This is a genomic window from Rhodococcus sp. 05-2254-2 (assembly GCF_002259095.1).
Classification (GTDB): domain Bacteria; phylum Actinomycetota; class Actinomycetes; order Mycobacteriales; family Mycobacteriaceae; genus Rhodococcoides.
Map to the genome: position 1 here is coordinate 664749 of NZ_NOZJ01000001.1, position 14487 is coordinate 679235.

General features: G+C 65.6%; 16 protein-coding genes. 12 read left to right on the forward strand and 4 right to left on the reverse strand.

Annotation, left to right across the window (positions count from 1 at the left end):
* Positions 1-25 precede the first annotated feature (25 nt).
* From mshB to CH283_RS03355, 3 genes are read left to right on the forward strand one after another with little or no spacing between them, the layout of a single operon-like run.
* On the forward strand, positions 26-919 hold the full coding sequence (gene mshB / locus CH283_RS03350; protein ID WP_094641538.1) for an N-acetyl-1-D-myo-inositol-2-amino-2-deoxy-alpha-D-glucopyranoside deacetylase: 894 nt from the start codon (positions 26-28) through the stop codon (positions 917-919).
* A gap of 43 nt (positions 920-962) precedes the next feature.
* Positions 963-1121 (forward strand): hypothetical protein, encoded by a 159-nt coding sequence (locus CH283_RS28180; RefSeq protein WP_008714214.1) that lies wholly within the window; start codon positions 963-965, stop codon positions 1119-1121.
* 45 nt (positions 1122-1166) lie between these two features.
* Positions 1167-1619 (forward strand): hypothetical protein, encoded by a 453-nt coding sequence (locus CH283_RS03355; protein WP_068052980.1) that lies wholly within the window; start codon positions 1167-1169, stop codon positions 1617-1619.
* Here the strand turns inward: CH283_RS03355 and CH283_RS03360 are convergent.
* The 3 genes from CH283_RS03360 to CH283_RS03370 form a co-directional block, all read right to left on the reverse strand.
* Positions 1546-2241 carry a uracil-DNA glycosylase gene (locus CH283_RS03360; protein WP_094641241.1) on the reverse strand — a complete coding sequence of 232 codons (696 nt, stop codon included), beginning with the start codon at positions 2239-2241 and terminating at the stop codon, positions 1546-1548. The genes CH283_RS03355 and CH283_RS03360 overlap by 74 nt on opposite strands.
* 1 nt (position 2242) lies before the next feature.
* The gene (locus tag CH283_RS03365) at positions 2243-3691 is read right to left on the reverse strand and encodes a PH domain-containing protein (protein WP_255183073.1); all 1449 of its coding nucleotides are present in this window, start codon (positions 3689-3691) and stop codon (positions 2243-2245) included.
* Between the two features lie 77 nt (positions 3692-3768).
* Positions 3769-4248 (reverse strand): PH domain-containing protein, encoded by a 480-nt coding sequence (locus CH283_RS03370; RefSeq protein ID WP_068052988.1) that lies wholly within the window; start codon positions 4246-4248, stop codon positions 3769-3771.
* 160 nt (positions 4249-4408) lie between these two features.
* Between CH283_RS03370 and CH283_RS03375 the strand changes: the two genes are divergently transcribed.
* The 5 genes from CH283_RS03375 to CH283_RS03395 all read left to right on the forward strand — a co-directional run bounded on the left by CH283_RS03375 (position 4409) and on the right by CH283_RS03395 (position 10092).
* The gene (locus CH283_RS03375; protein WP_373557657.1) at positions 4409-7009 is read left to right on the forward strand and encodes a bifunctional FO biosynthesis protein CofGH; all 2601 of its coding nucleotides are present in this window, start codon (positions 4409-4411) and stop codon (positions 7007-7009) included.
* A gap of 36 nt (positions 7010-7045) precedes the next feature.
* Positions 7046-7804, forward strand: a complete 759-nt coding sequence (locus CH283_RS03380) for a hypothetical protein (protein ID WP_094641245.1) — start codon at positions 7046-7048, stop codon at positions 7802-7804.
* A 113-nt stretch (positions 7805-7917) separates the two neighbouring features.
* The gene (gene fdxA, locus CH283_RS03385) at positions 7918-8241 is read left to right on the forward strand and encodes a ferredoxin (RefSeq protein ID WP_008714223.1); all 324 of its coding nucleotides are present in this window, start codon (positions 7918-7920) and stop codon (positions 8239-8241) included.
* A 4-nt stretch (positions 8242-8245) separates the two neighbouring features.
* A complete protein-coding gene (gene dapC / locus CH283_RS03390; RefSeq protein WP_068053014.1) occupies positions 8246-9349 on the forward strand; it encodes a succinyldiaminopimelate transaminase in 1104 nt (367 codons plus the stop codon).
* Between the two features lie 125 nt (positions 9350-9474).
* Complete coding sequence (locus tag CH283_RS03395; RefSeq protein ID WP_094641247.1) at positions 9475-10092, forward strand: LysE family translocator; 618 nt, start codon at positions 9475-9477, stop codon at positions 10090-10092.
* A gap of 13 nt (positions 10093-10105) precedes the next feature.
* Here CH283_RS03395 and CH283_RS03400 read toward each other — a convergent pair whose 3' ends face one another.
* The gene (locus CH283_RS03400) at positions 10106-10531 is read right to left on the reverse strand and encodes a hypothetical protein (protein WP_094641249.1); all 426 of its coding nucleotides are present in this window, start codon (positions 10529-10531) and stop codon (positions 10106-10108) included.
* Positions 10532-10533: 2 nt separating this feature from the next.
* Here CH283_RS03400 and CH283_RS03405 point away from each other — a divergent pair, with 2 nt between their 5' ends.
* From CH283_RS03405 to CH283_RS03420, 4 genes are all read left to right on the forward strand, one after another.
* The gene (locus tag CH283_RS03405) at positions 10534-11949 is read left to right on the forward strand and encodes an acyl-CoA synthetase (RefSeq protein WP_068053023.1); all 1416 of its coding nucleotides are present in this window, start codon (positions 10534-10536) and stop codon (positions 11947-11949) included.
* A 45-nt stretch (positions 11950-11994) separates the two neighbouring features.
* The gene (locus tag CH283_RS03410) at positions 11995-13053 is read left to right on the forward strand and encodes an ABC transporter substrate-binding protein (protein ID WP_094641251.1); all 1059 of its coding nucleotides are present in this window, start codon (positions 11995-11997) and stop codon (positions 13051-13053) included.
* Between the two features lie 71 nt (positions 13054-13124).
* Positions 13125-13784 (forward strand): SDR family NAD(P)-dependent oxidoreductase, encoded by a 660-nt coding sequence (locus CH283_RS03415; protein ID WP_094641253.1) that lies wholly within the window; start codon positions 13125-13127, stop codon positions 13782-13784.
* Between the two features lie 190 nt (positions 13785-13974).
* Positions 13975-14487, forward strand: a complete 513-nt coding sequence (locus tag CH283_RS03420) for an OsmC family protein (protein WP_094641255.1) — start codon at positions 13975-13977, stop codon at positions 14485-14487.

A 14487-nucleotide genomic window follows, 5' to 3' on the forward strand; every position in this document is an offset into this window, starting at 1 on the left:
AGGGCAGGCAATGACGGATCAGGCGATGACGGAGCCACAGCGGTTGCTCCTGGTACACGCGCATCCGGACGACGAAACCATCACCACCGGCGGCACCATCGCGCATTACGTCCGCGCCGGGGCCGAGGTCACGGTGCTCACCTGCTCGCTCGGCGAGGAGGGAGAAGTGATCGGTGAGACATGGGCCGATCTGGTGGTCGATCGCGCTGATCAGCTCGGCGGCTACCGGATCCTGGAATTGCACCGCGCGCTCGCTGCCCTGGGCTGCAACCCGCCGCGCTTTCTCGGCGGTGCCGGACGCTGGCGGGATTCCGGGATGGCAGGGACGTCGGCGGCTCGCAAACCGCGCGCATTCGTCAACGCGGACCGTGACGAGGCCCTCGGAGCGCTCGTGGCGGTCATGCGGGAGCTCCGGCCGCAGGTCGTCGTCGGTTACGACCCCGAGGGCGGGTACGGCCACCCCGATCACCAGCAGGTGCACTCGCTGGTGACCGAGGCCGTCGAGATCTGCGGAACCGAGGTCTACCCCGTTGCCGGAGCGCCGTGGGAGGTGTCGAAGTTCTACTGGACCGTCACCGGACACGATCAACTGCAGTCGGGTCTCGCCGCGATCGACGAGCTTCCGGCCGGATGGCGACTGCCGGTCGACGGTGAGCTGCCCAGCGTCCCGGAAAGCACGATCACCACCAGTATCGACATTCGGGGCGTGCTCGACGCCAAGCGGGAAGCACTGCGCGCACATGCGACTCAGGTGACCGTCGCGCCGTCGGGCAACGAGTACGCACTGTCCAACGACATCGCCCAGCCGATATTGCTCGACGAGCAGTACGTGCTCGTGCGGGGCGAATCCGGCAGCGATGCGACGGGCAGGGAGACGGACCTTTTCGCAGGCGTACTAGGCTGTGCTTCGCATCACTGAATGACCACGGCATCGATCTCACCACAGCAGGGGCGGAACACACATGTACAACTGGGTAGTGCAGGACGCCATCGTCGCGTTCGTCGATTCTCTCAAGCCGCAGTTCGGCGCACAGGCAGATCTGTACCAGTACGTTCTGGGTCAGATCGCCATGGGCGCGAGCAATCTGCTCACCTCGCTCGGGTACCCGCCGGTTTCCTGAGTGCCGGCGCACTGAAACAACCAGGGTCAAGGCAGTATTGGGCGCATGATCTCGAAAGCTGCATCCAATACTGTCGCCCTGGTGTCCTGGGCGACGGTCGCAGTGCTGGTGTTCGACGGCTTTCTGTCCGGAATTCTGTCGGTCTTCTTTCTCCCGACCTACCTCGGTTCGGTGCAATTCCCCGTCAGCGCACTGCTCGGCGGAGTTGCCAACGTCGCGTTGATCCTGGCGGCGCGCAAGGTCGCCGAGCGGCCGCTCTGGGTGGCGTCACCCTTGATCGGATGGTTCGCCGCGGTTCTGCTGTGCATGTTCGGCGGGCCTGGCGGCGACGTTCTCCTGCTCGCCGATTGGCGCACCATGCTGCTGATCGTTGCCGGAGCGGGCCCCGCGGGAGTGCTGCTGTTCATGTTCCGGATGAAGGCGATCACAGCAAGTGTGCATGCCGACCCGCATCCCGCAGTACGTCCTCGATCATCGTCGGAGTCAACAGTCCGGTGAAGGTGTTTCGCTGGCTGACGTGATAGCTGGCGAACACGGTGATCGAGCCCAGATCGAGCTTGGCTCCATGCCCGAACTTCGGTGCAGGCCTTGGTATCTCCCATCCATTGGCCGCCAGTATGGGCAACAGGGACTGCCAGCCGAAGGCGCCGAGAACGAGCACCGACCGTAGCGTCGGGCGCAGCAACCGCAATTCGTCGTCCAGCCAGGGCCTGCATGCATCTCGCTCGGCGGGAGTCGGCTTGTTCTGCGGTGGAGCGCAGTGCACCGGCGCGGCAATGCGAACTCCGTTGAGCGCCAACCCGTCTCCGATATGTGTCGCGGTGGGTTGGTTGGGCAAACCGACCGCATGCATCGCGCGATAGAGAACGTCCCCGCTTCGGTCTCCGGTGAACATCCGGCCGGTGCGGTTGCCGCCGTGCGCTGCCGGGGCCAGCCCGACGATCAGCATGGCCGCGTCGGCGGGTCCGAAACTGGGAACCGCTCTACCCCAATATGTTTCGTTCGCAAAAGCGGCTCGCTTCTCGAGCGCGACCTGCTCGCGCCATTGCACCAGACGCGGGCAGGCGCGGCATTCCGACACTGCGAGGTCGAGTTCCTCGATGCTCTGCGGCCGCGTCATGTCAGGTTCGGTGCAGCCAGATGTCCCCGGCACCAGGGGTGACGGCGTCGATCATCGCCCACGCGTTCTCGATGGGGATGTCGATCACCTCGTAGTGGCCGACGCCGGCCGGAGTAGCGGCGACGATGGTGGCCACCCCGGCGCGACGCTGGAAGAACGTCTGCCGCACCGTCCAGCCGATGATGCCTGCGGCCTCGAGGCTGTGCCGACTCCTGTCGAGCGAGCCGTGTCGGGTGATGAGCCAACCGGGCAGTACCGCGTGGCCGAGTCCACGGAAGCGATCGTGCGCGAGCCCGAAGGCGGCGAGGAACAACACCCCGAGCGTGATCCAGGCGAGTATCGGGATGGGCGCGCCGACGTACTGCGCGATTGAAAGGCCGGCCGCGATGACCACCACCGGCAGCACCGCCCGGGTGTGGCGGCGACGCCGCGCCGCAGGTCCGTGCTGCAGCAGGGGGCGGTCGGCACCGCCGTGCAACCCGGCGTCGCCGAGGACCGTGGTCATCATGCGGAGTGCCTCGGCGCGCGGGGCCTGGGGGAGCAGCAGCGACGATTCCTTCTTCTCGGCGCTGACGCCGGTCATGATGGCGTCGAGCCTGGCACCTTTCACCGCGCGCAGCAGCAGTGGTTCGGACAGTGACGTGCCGCGCAGCCGCTTGCGATCGAGTGTCGACTGACGGGTCCGCAGCAGTCCGTGACTGACGTGCAGCGTGCGCCCCTGATCGGTGACCGTCAGGTTGGCGTAGGTCAACAGGTAGCGAACGCACGCGAAGATGCTCGACACGACCAGCAGCGCAATCAGGGCCACGACCACGAACAATGCGATTCCCAGTTGCTCTGCGGAATCGATACTGTTGGAGACCACCGAGGACTCCGCCAATGTTCGCCCGAGTCCGTACTGGAACAGCACACCGACGGCCGCGGCGATGGTGACGATGCCGGTGATGGAGAACGGTGCGAACCGCACCCACGAGAACTGCCAGTGAGCGATCTCCACTTCGGGCCCCGATGCCGCCGTTGGCATCCCGTCGGACGTCGGTATCTGTCCAGAGACCCGCTGCAGCAGATCTCCACGAAGCGCAGGCACCAGTGATGTGTCGAGAGCGTTGAGCTCGAAGGCCTCGCCGTTGCCCGCTTGTCGGCCGGTGCCGATACGCAGGATGGACAGCCCCAGCACCCGGTGCAGAACGTTGGCCTCCACATCGACCGACCGAATCCTGTTGCGCGGAATGGACAGAACTTTCTTCTGCAGCACCCCGCTGCGCAGCTGCACGTGCACCGGACCGATCCGGTAACTGGTGGTGAACCACCGCAGGATCGCGAACACCACGACGACCACGAGAATGCCGAGACTCCAGTAGTGGTTACCGCTCTGGCTGCCGACGAAGAACGAGATCAGCAATACGGGCAGGAGCTTGATGCCCTCGTTCACCGGATGTACCAACAACATTCGCTTGTCCAGGCGCAGCCACGGTTGCTCCTCCTCGACGGCCAGCAGTTCTGCCTGATCCTGAGGGTCACCAACGGTCACGTTGCGTCTCCGACGGTACGGCCGGCGATGTCGGTGAGTCGCGCGACCGTCTTGTCCGCGACTTCCTGGTCGAGCGCCGTGATCTTCACCGCGCCGGCAGAGGACGCCGTCGTGACCGTGACCGTGGCCAACCCCAGCAGGCGATCGAGAGGTCCGCGCTCGGTGTCGACGGTCTGTACCCGCGAGATCGGTGCGATGCGTCGCTCCTGGCTCAGCCAGCCGGTGCGGGTGTAGACCGCGGTGTCGCTGATCTCCCAGCGATGCACGCGATACCGCCACTGGGGCACGATCGCGATGTGCAGCACAGCGAGCACCACCGAGGCGACGAGGACGGCCACATGCGGCCAGGTCGTCCAATTCGAGTCGACGATTGCCCACACGATCTGGGCGACGAAGATCGGTACCCACAGCAGACCGGCACTCAGAGCCCAGAGCAGACGTGCGCGCGGAGACGGTTGCCACTGTGGATCGGTCATCGTTGTCACGGGTACAAACCTATGGGTGTCGTTTGGTATCCACCACCCCGGAGCCTGCGGAACGACCCGAGTAGCCGGGAGTGGAGCCTGCGGAATGACCTAGCAAGCCGGGAGTGGAGTCTGCGGAATGACCTAGCAAGCCGGGAGTGGAGTCTGCGGAATGACCCGAGTAGGGGAGGGGTGGGTGGCACGTGCGTACCAGGAAGCGCATGATCGACTGGTGACTTCGTTGCCTGACACCGCTCCAGCTGCTTCTGCCATGCGCCGCGTTCTGCGTCGTGCCCGGGACGGAGTCTCGTTGAACGTCGACGAGGCGACGGTTCTGCTGTACGCGCGTGGGGACGATCTGGTGGATCTGATGGCGTCGGCTGCGCGGGTTCGTGATGCGGGTCTCGAGTCGGCGGGGCGTCCGAAGACGGTGTCGTACTCGCGAAAGGTGTTCGTACCCATCACCCGGTTGTGCCGCGACAAGTGCCACTACTGCACGTTCGTCACGGTCCCGGGCAAGCTCAACGCTTCCGGGCACGGGATGTTCATGGATCCCGACGAGATCATCGACGTCGCCCGCAAGGCTGCCGCGCTGGGCTGCAAGGAAGCGCTGTTCACTCTCGGCGACCGGCCGGAGGAGCGGTGGCCGGAGGCCAAGGCGTGGCTCGACTCCCGCGGCTACGACTCCACACTCGACTACGTGCGTGCGATGTCGATCAGGGTGCTCGAGGAGACAGGTTTGCTGCCGCACCTCAATCCCGGTGTGATGTCGTGGCAGGAACTCTCGCGCCTCAAGCCGGTCGCTCCGTCGATGGGGATGATGCTCGAGACCACCTCGCGTCGGTTGTTCGAGGAGAAGGGGCAGGCGCACTACGGCAGTCCGGACAAGGATCCCGAGGTTCGCCTGCGCACGCTGACCGACGCGGGACGGCTCAACATTCCGTTCACGACCGGCATTCTGGTCGGTATCGGCGAGACGCAGCGTGACCGCGCCGAGTCGATCATGGCAATTCGCAAGGTGCACAAATCTTTCGGGCACGTGCAAGAAATCATCGTGCAGAACTTCCTGGCCAAGTCCGATACCGCGATGCGGTCCGTTCCCGACGCCGGTCTCGAGGAATTCCTGGCGACGATCGCGGTGACGCGGATGGTGGTCGGCCCGTCGATGCGGATTCAGGCTCCGCCGAACCTGGTGGCAGCGGAGGAGACCGCAGCGTTGCTGGGCGCAGGCGTCGACGATTGGGGCGGGGTCTCGCCTCTGACCCCCGATCACGTCAATCCCGAGCGGCCGTGGCCGAACCTCGACACCCTGGCGGAACTGTCCGACAAGGCGGGCTACCGCTTGGTGGAACGTGTTGCAGCGCAGCCGCAGTACGTCCTCGCCGGTGCTCCGTGGATCGATCCGCGCATATCGGCGCACGTGCGGGCGCTGGCCGATCCCGAAACGGGCATGGCGCGCGAGAACGTGAACCCGACGGGGCTGCCGTGGCAGGAGCCGGACGAGGAGTGGGAGTCCTCGGGCCGCGTCGACCTGAACACCGAGATCGACACCCAGGGGCGTAACACCGAGACGCGTTCGGATCTGGCGAATGCGTTCGGCGACTGGGATTCGATCCGCGAGCAGGTGCGTGATCTCGCGGGCCTCGAACGGGTGGACCGGGACCTGGTCTCGGCGTTGACGGCTGCGGAGAAGGACCCGGCCGGGTTGTCCGACGAGCAGTACCTCGCGCTCGCGACCGCCGAGGGCCCGGGAATGGACGCTGTCGCTGCCCTCGCCGACGATCTGCGCAAGCAGGTCAACGGAGACACCGTCACCTACGTGGTGAACCGGAACATCAACTTCACCAACATCTGCTACACCGGCTGCCGTTTCTGCGCGTTCGCTCAGCGCAAGGGTGACGCCGACGCATTCACGTTGTCCACCACCGAGGTCGCCGATCGGGCGTGGGAAGCGCACGTCGTCGGGGCCACCGAGGTGTGCATGCAGGGCGGGATCGACCCCGAACTGCCGGTGACGGGTTACGCCGATCTGGTTCGCGCGGTCAAGGCCAAGGTGCCGTCGATGCACGTGCACGCCTTCTCTCCGATGGAGATCGTCAACGGGGCATCGCGGGGCGGTCAGTCGATCCGTGAGTGGCTCACCGAACTCCGGGCCGCGGGGCTGGACTCGATCCCGGGAACGGCCGCGGAGATTCTCGACGACGAGGTCCGCTGGGTACTCACCAAGGGCAAGCTGCCCGCGGCCGAGTGGATCGAAGTGATCACCACCGCGCACGAGGTCGGTCTGCGGTCGAGTTCGACGATGATGTACGGCCACGTCGACAATCCGTCGCACTGGGTCGGCCATCTGAACGTGCTCAAGAAGATCCAGGACAAGACCGGTGGGTTCACCGAGTTCGTGCCGCTGCCGTTCGTGCACCAGTCCTCGCCGCTGTATCTGGCCGGGGCCTCGCGACCCGGCCCGACCAACCGGGACAACCGCGCCGTGCATGCTTTGGCCCGGATCATGCTGCACGGCCGAATCGACAATATTCAGACCTCATGGGTGAAATTGGGAATCACGGGTACACAGGCGATGCTGAACGGGGGCGCGAACGATCTGGGCGGGACCCTGATGGAGGAGACGATCTCACGCATGGCGGGTTCGCAGAACGGTTCGGAGAAGACCGTTGCGGAACTGCACGAGATCGCCGACGGCATCGGACGACCGGTTCGTCAGCGCACCACCACGTACGGCCCGGCTCCGGCGGTGTCCGTTGCCGGCCTGATCTGACCCTCGGGGTCACTCTCGAAATGGAGCTTGTCTGACATGGACGACCGTCGCGTCGCCGCGGTGCTGAGCAGTGCCGTCGCCATCATCCATCCCGTGCTCGACATCCTCGCGACACGCGACCCGATAGGGCTCAAGGGCAGGACGTTCCGCGAGTCCTCTGCGGATGATTCGACCCTCGACAACGTCATCGATTTCCTCGCGAAGGCCTTCGACACCACCGACTTCCCGGGCACCGCAGGCTGGGAGAAGCTCGGCAGTGACGCTCGGTCGCAGTGGTGGGTCAATCGCATCGGAGCTCTCAACACCGTTGCCGTCGCGTTTCCCGGTGTGTTCGGCATCCTGGTCAACCGCCTGCCGATCCAGGATCTGCTCGGGTTCGCCAACCAGGCGATGGTGCTCGTCGCCGTGGCCCGTGAATCAGGGGTGACCGACCGCGAGACGCATGTGGCGCTACTCGGTTCGGTGCTGTGCAAGCGCGACCTGACGTCCCTGGCCGACAGTGCTCCGGCGAAGAAGGAAGAGTCCCCCAAGTCGGGTCCGTTCGCGCTGCTGCGCGGCATGTGGCAGATCGCCAACGTGCTGCGCGACGTCGCAGGCGAGTTGGAGAAGCGTCCGCATCCTCGTGGCATCTACCGCGTGCTCGGTGCCATCCCGGTCGTCGGTGGTGTCGCCGGATACTTCGGCGAGCGAGGCGCGCTCTCTCGTGCCGCCAAGCAGGGCCGCAAGTGGCTTGCGGCCCACAAGAATGCCTCGAACCTCGGGGCCGACTCGCCCGCGAAGCAGCTGCGGCGATAGCCGATCGAGCCAGGTGAGGTCACCCTGGTCGGTTTGCTCCAGGTTCGGACCGCGATACTAGGATGCTCAGGGCGCGCGAGCGCCCACGATCGATACAGGAGGGGAGAGCAGCAGTGACCTACTCGATTGCAGAACCGTGCGTAGATGTACTGGACAAAGCGTGCATCGAAGAGTGCCCGGTGGATTGCATCTACGAGGGTAACCGAATGCTGTACATCCACCCCGACGAATGCGTCGACTGCGGAGCCTGCGAGCCCGTGTGCCCCGTCGAGGCCATTTTCTACGAGGACGACGTGCCCGAGCAGTGGAGCGCATACGTCGGTGCCAACGTCGACTTCTTCGACGACCTGGGATCTCCAGGCGGCGCTGCGAAGCTCGGCAAGACCGACTACGACCCGCCGTTCATCAAGGCTCTGCCTCCCATGGGCGAGAACTGACGCCTTGGCACGCAGAGCGGTGGCAGCGGCGCTGCCCGATTTTCCATGGGACTCGTTGACCGCTGCCAAGGAGAAGGCGTCGGCGCACCCGGGCGGCATCGTCAACCTGTCGGTGGGTACACCGGTGGATCCGGTTGCGCAGGTGATCCGTACGGCCTTGAATTCCGTTGCGGGCGAGCCCGGTTACCCCACCACGGTCGGTACCGTCGCGTTGCGCGAGGCCGCGGTGGCCGCGCTCGAGCGTCGGTACTCGATCACCGGTCTCTCGCCCGACGCGGTGCTCCCGGCCATCGGCACCAAGGAAATGATCGCTTGGCTGCCGACGCTGCTCGGCCTGGGAGCCGACGACCTGGTTGTCATCCCCGAATTGGCCTACCCCACTTACGAAGTGGGGGCACTGCTGGCGGGCGCGCGAATTCTGCGAGCCGACGGGCTGTCGCGTCTGGGCCCCGAGCGGGCGTCGCTGATCTTCGTCAATTCACCGTCCAACCCGTCCGGCAAGGTGCTCGGAGTCGAGCATCTCCGCAAAGTCGTCGAGTGGGCCCGCGAGCGTGACGCCATCGTCGTCTCGGACGAGTGCTACCTGGGACTGACCTGGGACGCCGAAGCGGTCTCCGTGTTGGATCCGCGCGTGTGCGACGGCGATCACACCAATCTGCTTGCGGTGCACTCGCTTTCGAAGACCTCGAATCTGGCCAGCTACCGCGCCGGCTTCGTCACCGGCGACGCATCCCTGGTTGCCGAGTTGCTCGAGGTACGCAAGCACGCGGGCATGATGGTGCCGTTGCCGATCCAGGCCGCCATGACCGCCGCACTGGCCGACGACGAACACGAGAACATCCAGCGCGAGCGTTACCGATCACGCAGGACTGTATTGAAGGAAGCCGTCGAAGCAGCCGGATTCACCGTCGACCACTCCGAGGCCGGGCTGTACCTGTGGGCGACGCGGGGCGAAGCGTGCCGCGACACCGTCGACTGGCTCGCCGAACGCGGCATCCTCGCTGCACCGGGAGAGTTCTACGGTCCGAACGGTGGACAGCACGTGCGCATCGCACTCACGGCCACGGACGAACGCATCGAGGCTGCGGCGGATCGCCTGCGCGGGTAGTCGGGTTTCTCTGGTGCGCTGAGTGTCCACTATTCGGTTCGGCGAACGGGATTCCGCTTCTCGATGAGAATTGTGGACACTCACGTCAGTTGGACCCAACTCGAACCGGGTGTTCTCATGTACCCATGACCCTCAGCCTGCTGCTCAGCTTCGCCGGTGTGTGCTTTCTGCTGGCGATTCTGCCCGGGCCCGATTCGTTTCTGGTGCTGCGTTACAGCATCGGCGGTCTCAAGCCCGGGATCGCGGCGGCGATGGGCGTCGCGATCGGTGGACTGTTCTGGGCGGTGCTGGTAGCCGTCGGGCTGGCGGCGATCGTCGAGCAATCCGCGACCGCGTATCGCGTCGTCAAGATTCTCGGCGGACTGTATCTGCTGTACCTGGGCGTGAAGGCTTTCCGCGCCCGACGGAAGAACAAGGTGGCCGGTGAGCCGCTGGTGCCTGTCGCTGCGTCTGCGTGGTCGGCGTTCGGCGCCGGAGTTCTCTCGTGCGCGCTCAATCCCAAGGTCGGGCTGTTCTACCTCGCAGTGGTGCCGCAGTTCCTCACCGTGGTCACCTTCACCGGTGCCATGACGCTCGGGCTGGTCGAGGTGGTGGTGGCCGCTCTGGTGATGGGAGTGTTCTCCGTTCTCGCCTCACGTGCGGTGGCTCTGCTGAGCAGGCCCGCGGTGACCGACTGGCTGGACCGCATCAGCGCCGGATTCCTGGTCGCGCTCGGCATCGGAACTGTCGGGTCCGCCGCCTAACGGAGCGCGCCGATCACGGCTCGAGGTCCGGCTCGCCCACGTCCCAGCCGCCGCGTCGGATGCGCAGGATGTAGACCAGTTCGTTGCTGCCGAACGCCTCGACGGTGGTGAAGCGTTTGGGCTCCGTGTTGACCTCGGGATTGCGTGCGTGCGCTTCCTCGTAGAGCTGAGTGGCTCGAAGATCGGCCAACTCCACACGGGTCCAGAAGTCGTCGGACTGCACCGAGTAGACCAGCCTGGGCGCGCCGTCGGTGACGTGTGCGATGTCGATGTCGTCATCGTCGGAATCGGAGTCCTCGAGGTCCAGGTCGAGGTCGTCCTCGGAATCGGTGTCCTGCTCGGCGTCGGTTCCGATCAGATAGACACCCGCCTGCAGGTCACCGGCGGCGACCGTCATGTACTCGGCGTAGTCGCCGGTGTCGATTCCGTCCACGTCCATGTATGTACGGTAGCCATGTGCTGCTTCGTTCACTGAACCCACTCGCCGTTGCGCGGGGAGACGACATTCCCGACGCCATCACGATCGACGGAGTCTCGCTCTCCCGTGCCGACATCCTTGGCGCGGCGACGTCCGTGGCCGAACGCATCTCGCGTGCCGACCGGCTGGCGGTCTACGCGACGCCGTCGGTGAAGACGGTGCTCGCTGTTGTGGGTGCACTCATCGCCGGTGTCACCGTGGTGCCGGTTCCGCCCGACGCCGGGGTGGCCGAACGTGAGCACATCCTCCACGACTCGGGCGCGCAGGCGTGGCTCGGTGAAGCGCCGCCGGACACCTCCGGACTCGAGGTCCTGCCGGTGCGTCAGCATGCACGGTCGTGGCACAGCTACCCCGAACCGCAACCGTCCTCGGTCGCGTTCGTGCTCTACACCTCCGGTACCACCGGCCCGCCGAAAGGCGTGTTGATTTCTCGCAGTGCCATCGCGGCCGGGCTCGACGCGTTGGCGCAGGCCTGGGCCTGGACATCGAGAGACACTGTGGTGCAGGGACTTCCGTTGTTCCACGTGCACGGTCTCATCCTCGGCGTCCTCGGCCCCCTGCGAGTGGGCAGCCCGCTGATCCACACCGGGAAGCCGACGCCGGAGCTCTACGCGGCAGCGCGCGGATCCCTGTACTTCGGGGTGCCGACCGTATGGTCGCGTGTCGCCGCGGACGAGGCGTCGGCCCGCGCCCTTGCCGGTGCCCGACTGCTGGTTTCCGGTAGTGCGCCGCTCCCGGTCCCGGTGTTCGAGAAGCTACGTGAACTCACCGGCCAGGCCCCGATCGAGCGATACGGCATGAGTGAAACCCTCATCACCATCAGCACCCGCGCCGACGGGGAGCGTCGAGCAGGCTCGGTGGGACTGCCGGTCGCAGGCGTCGAGACCCGGCTGCGCGGTGAGAAGGGTGAAATCCTGCCGCACGACGGCGAATCCATCGGAGCGTTGCAGATCCGCTGCCCCATGCTGTTCGACGGCTACCTGAACAACCCGGACGCGACGGCGAAGACCTTCACCGAGGACGGGTGGTTCGACACCGGAGACGTCGCTCTCGTCGAGCCCGACGGCTTCCACCGAATCGTGGGACGAGCCTCGACCGATCTGATCAAGTCCGGCGGCTATCGCGTCGGCGCAGGGGAGATCGAGACGGTGTTGCTGGGGCATCCGAGCGTCGACGAGGTGGCCGTGGTCGGTGTGCCCGACGACGACCTCGGCCAGCGCATCGTGGCGTACGTCGTCGGCACCGATGTGGAGGATCGAGTGCTGATCGATCTGGTGGCCACCGAGCTCTCGATTCACAAGCGGCCCCGCGAGATTCGAGTGGTCGACTCTCTCCCACGCAACGCGATGGGCAAGGTCCAGAAGAAGTTGCTCGGCTGATGACCCCTTGACGGCATAGGTTAGGCATGCCTATTGTTTCCGGTCATGACCGCACCTGCGCCTGAATCGGCCGCCGCTTTCGCTCTCGGAGCACACCGATCGGAGGCAACCATCATCGAGGCGGCGACGCGTCGTGAGTTCCTCATCGGCAGCGTTGCCCTCGCTGCGTTGATCGCCGGCTGCGGTAGCGGTGAGGAGCAGGCCACGGGCGATGGGACGGTAGGGGACGGCTATCCCCGCACGATCGTCGACGATGCGGGTGAGTCCGTCGTGATCGACCGTCGACCGCAGCGGGTTGCCTGTGTGGCCAACCTGTGGGATCTCGATACAGTACTTGCGCTCGGGGTCGTCCCCGTGCAGTTCGGGGTGCGCGAGGGCTTCGCCGAGATGATCGGCGCACCGAACAGATCATGGGAGTGGCACGAGAACGCCCTCGCCGAACTCGGTGGGACGAGTGAGCGGATCTCCCTCGGTGAGTCGATCGACACCGAGCGCATCGCAGCCGCCGAACCCGATCTCATCATCGGCGACGACGGGGTGGCCGATTCCCGTTCTCAGCTCGAATCGCTTGCCCCGGTGGTGCAGATCGCGTCGTTCGATTGGCGGGCCAACCTCGAGATGATCGGTGAGGCACTCGACCGGCGAGATCGCGCCGACGAGCTCATCGCGGACACCGACGCCAGGATGTCCGCCGCGCTCGAAGGGCTCGACGTCGGCGGTGCCACCGTCGGCTTGATCGCCGCCTACGACACGTCCATGTTCTACGGGCTCGGTCACGAGTCGATCCCCGCCGTCGATCTGTTCCGGCGAGCCGGGTTCACGACGGTCGCCGCACTGTCCGACGGAGCGACAGCCGACGCCCCGCGTCCCGAATTTTCCGCCGAGAACGCCGACGTCCTCGCCGATGCCGATGTGCTCGTCGTGTTCGACTTCGGCTCGGCCGGAATCGTCGAGACCGGACTGTTCACGTCGTTGCCGAGCGTCGCAGCGGGCCGGGTGGTGGTGCTCGAACAAGGTGAAGTGGCTCAGGGCTTCTCGACGTTGAGCCCGCTCAATCTCGACCTCTGCATCGACGTGGTTCGCCGTGCGGCCGAACTGCTGTGAGTACACGCCCCGGGCAACGTCGTTCGGCCGGTCGTCAGCGAGCGTTCGAGTAGGCGGTTAGCCTCGAAATCATGACCACTCTCGACGGCGCACGCATTCTCGTATTCGGTGCCAGCGGCGGTCTCGGCGGACCGATCGTCGAGCAGCTCGCGAAGGCCGGGGCTCGGTTGACTCTGAGCGGCCGGAGCATCGAGTCGGACCATCACACGGTGAACGCCGATCTGACGCTGCCCGATTCGGCCCGATCGGTGGTCGCGGAGGCCGTCGAACACCACGGCGGGTTGGACGGAATCGTCATCGCCGCAGGTGTTGTGGCGTTCGGGCCGGTGACCGAGGTGGACGACGACACCGTCGACGAATTGCTGCTGCTGAACTACCTGGCACCGCTGCGTGTGCTTCGAGAAGCACTGACCACGCTGGACCAAGGCGGGTTCGTGCTCAACATCAGTGCAGTCGTGGCCGACAAGCCGATGCCGAACATGGGTGCCTATTCGGCGAGCAAGGCAGCGGTGAGCGCGCTGCTGAAAAGTGTTCGTACAGAAGCGCGGAAGTCGAAGATCAGGATCGTCGACGTGCGTCCGCCGCACACCGAGACGGGGCTTGCGACGCGGCCGATCGCCGGGCAGGCACCGAAACTACCGCAGGGTCTGACGCCGGATGCGGTGGCAGCACGCATCGTCGCGGCGATCACCGACGACGAGACCGATGTCGGCGCGGATCAGTTCTCGTAAGCTATTGTCGGCATCGTGACCGAGACACACGTGACCGACGCAGCCAGAAGGCTCGTGCGTCGTCGCACCATCGACTTCGGTCTCGTCTGCACTTCTTCCTGTTCGTAACTGTCGATCGAACCCATCCCCGACGAGCATTTCGCGCTCCTCGGGTAGTTCCGGCAACCCTCGAATCGAACAGGAATTCTCCATGACCACTTCTGTGTCCCACATCGGCGGCGTCATCGCTGCCACCGACGATGCCGTGCAGGCCGACGCCAAGAACGCCCACGCGGTGTTCCGTGCCTCCGCCACCGCGCACGATGCCGTCGCGAGCACCGTCACCTTGGGCAAGTTCAGCGTCGAGGTCGACGAGCCGCCCGCCCTCGGCGGTGAGAACAAGGCCGCCAACCCGGTCGAGTACTACCTGGCTTCGCTGCTGTCCTGCCAGGTGGTCACCTACCGCGTTTGGGCCGAGAAGCTCGGTATCGTCGTCGACGACATCAAAGCCAAGGCGGAGGGTGACCTCGACGTTCGCGGATTCTTCGGTTTCGACGACAACGTCCGTCCCGGATTCGGTGAGGTGCGCGTCGTCGTGACCGTCACCGGTCCCGAGAGCCGGGAGCGGTACGAGGAGCTGCAGAAGGCCGTCGACGACCACTGCCCCGTGCTGGATCTGACGCGCAATCCCACCCCGATTCACACCGTTCTCGAAACGGCCTGA

What these genes read in the sequence shown, in the direction of transcription:
- CH283_RS03365 (WP_255183073.1), bottom strand. Translation starts at nt 3,691, where the DNA reads ATGTTGTTGGTACATCCGGTGAACGAGGGCATCAAGCTCCTGCCCGTA.
- CH283_RS03370 (WP_068052988.1), bottom strand. Translation starts at nt 4,248, where the DNA reads ATGACCGATCCACAGTGGCAACCGTCTCCGCGCGCACGTCTGCTCTGG.
- CH283_RS03405 (WP_068053023.1), top strand. Translation starts at nt 10,534, where the DNA reads ATGTACGGTAGCCATGTGCTGCTTCGTTCACTGAACCCACTCGCCGTT.
- CH283_RS03355 (WP_068052980.1), top strand. Translation starts at nt 1,167, where the DNA reads ATGATCTCGAAAGCTGCATCCAATACTGTCGCCCTGGTGTCCTGGGCG.
- CH283_RS03395 (WP_094641247.1), top strand. Translation starts at nt 9,475, where the DNA reads ATGACCCTCAGCCTGCTGCTCAGCTTCGCCGGTGTGTGCTTTCTGCTG.
- CH283_RS03375 (WP_373557657.1), top strand. Translation starts at nt 4,409, where the DNA reads ATGACCCGAGTAGGGGAGGGGTGGGTGGCACGTGCGTACCAGGAAGCG.
- CH283_RS03360 (WP_094641241.1), bottom strand. Translation starts at nt 2,241, where the DNA reads ATGACGCGGCCGCAGAGCATCGAGGAACTCGACCTCGCAGTGTCGGAA.
- mshB (WP_094641538.1), top strand. Translation starts at nt 26, where the DNA reads ATGACGGAGCCACAGCGGTTGCTCCTGGTACACGCGCATCCGGACGAC.
- CH283_RS03380 (WP_094641245.1), top strand. Translation starts at nt 7,046, where the DNA reads ATGGACGACCGTCGCGTCGCCGCGGTGCTGAGCAGTGCCGTCGCCATC.
- CH283_RS03400 (WP_094641249.1), bottom strand. Translation starts at nt 10,531, where the DNA reads ATGGACGTGGACGGAATCGACACCGGCGACTACGCCGAGTACATGACG.
- CH283_RS03410 (WP_094641251.1), top strand. Translation starts at nt 11,995, where the DNA reads ATGACCGCACCTGCGCCTGAATCGGCCGCCGCTTTCGCTCTCGGAGCA.
- CH283_RS28180 (WP_008714214.1), top strand. Translation starts at nt 963, where the DNA reads ATGTACAACTGGGTAGTGCAGGACGCCATCGTCGCGTTCGTCGATTCT.
- CH283_RS03415 (WP_094641253.1), top strand. Translation starts at nt 13,125, where the DNA reads ATGACCACTCTCGACGGCGCACGCATTCTCGTATTCGGTGCCAGCGGC.
- CH283_RS03420 (WP_094641255.1), top strand. Translation starts at nt 13,975, where the DNA reads ATGACCACTTCTGTGTCCCACATCGGCGGCGTCATCGCTGCCACCGAC.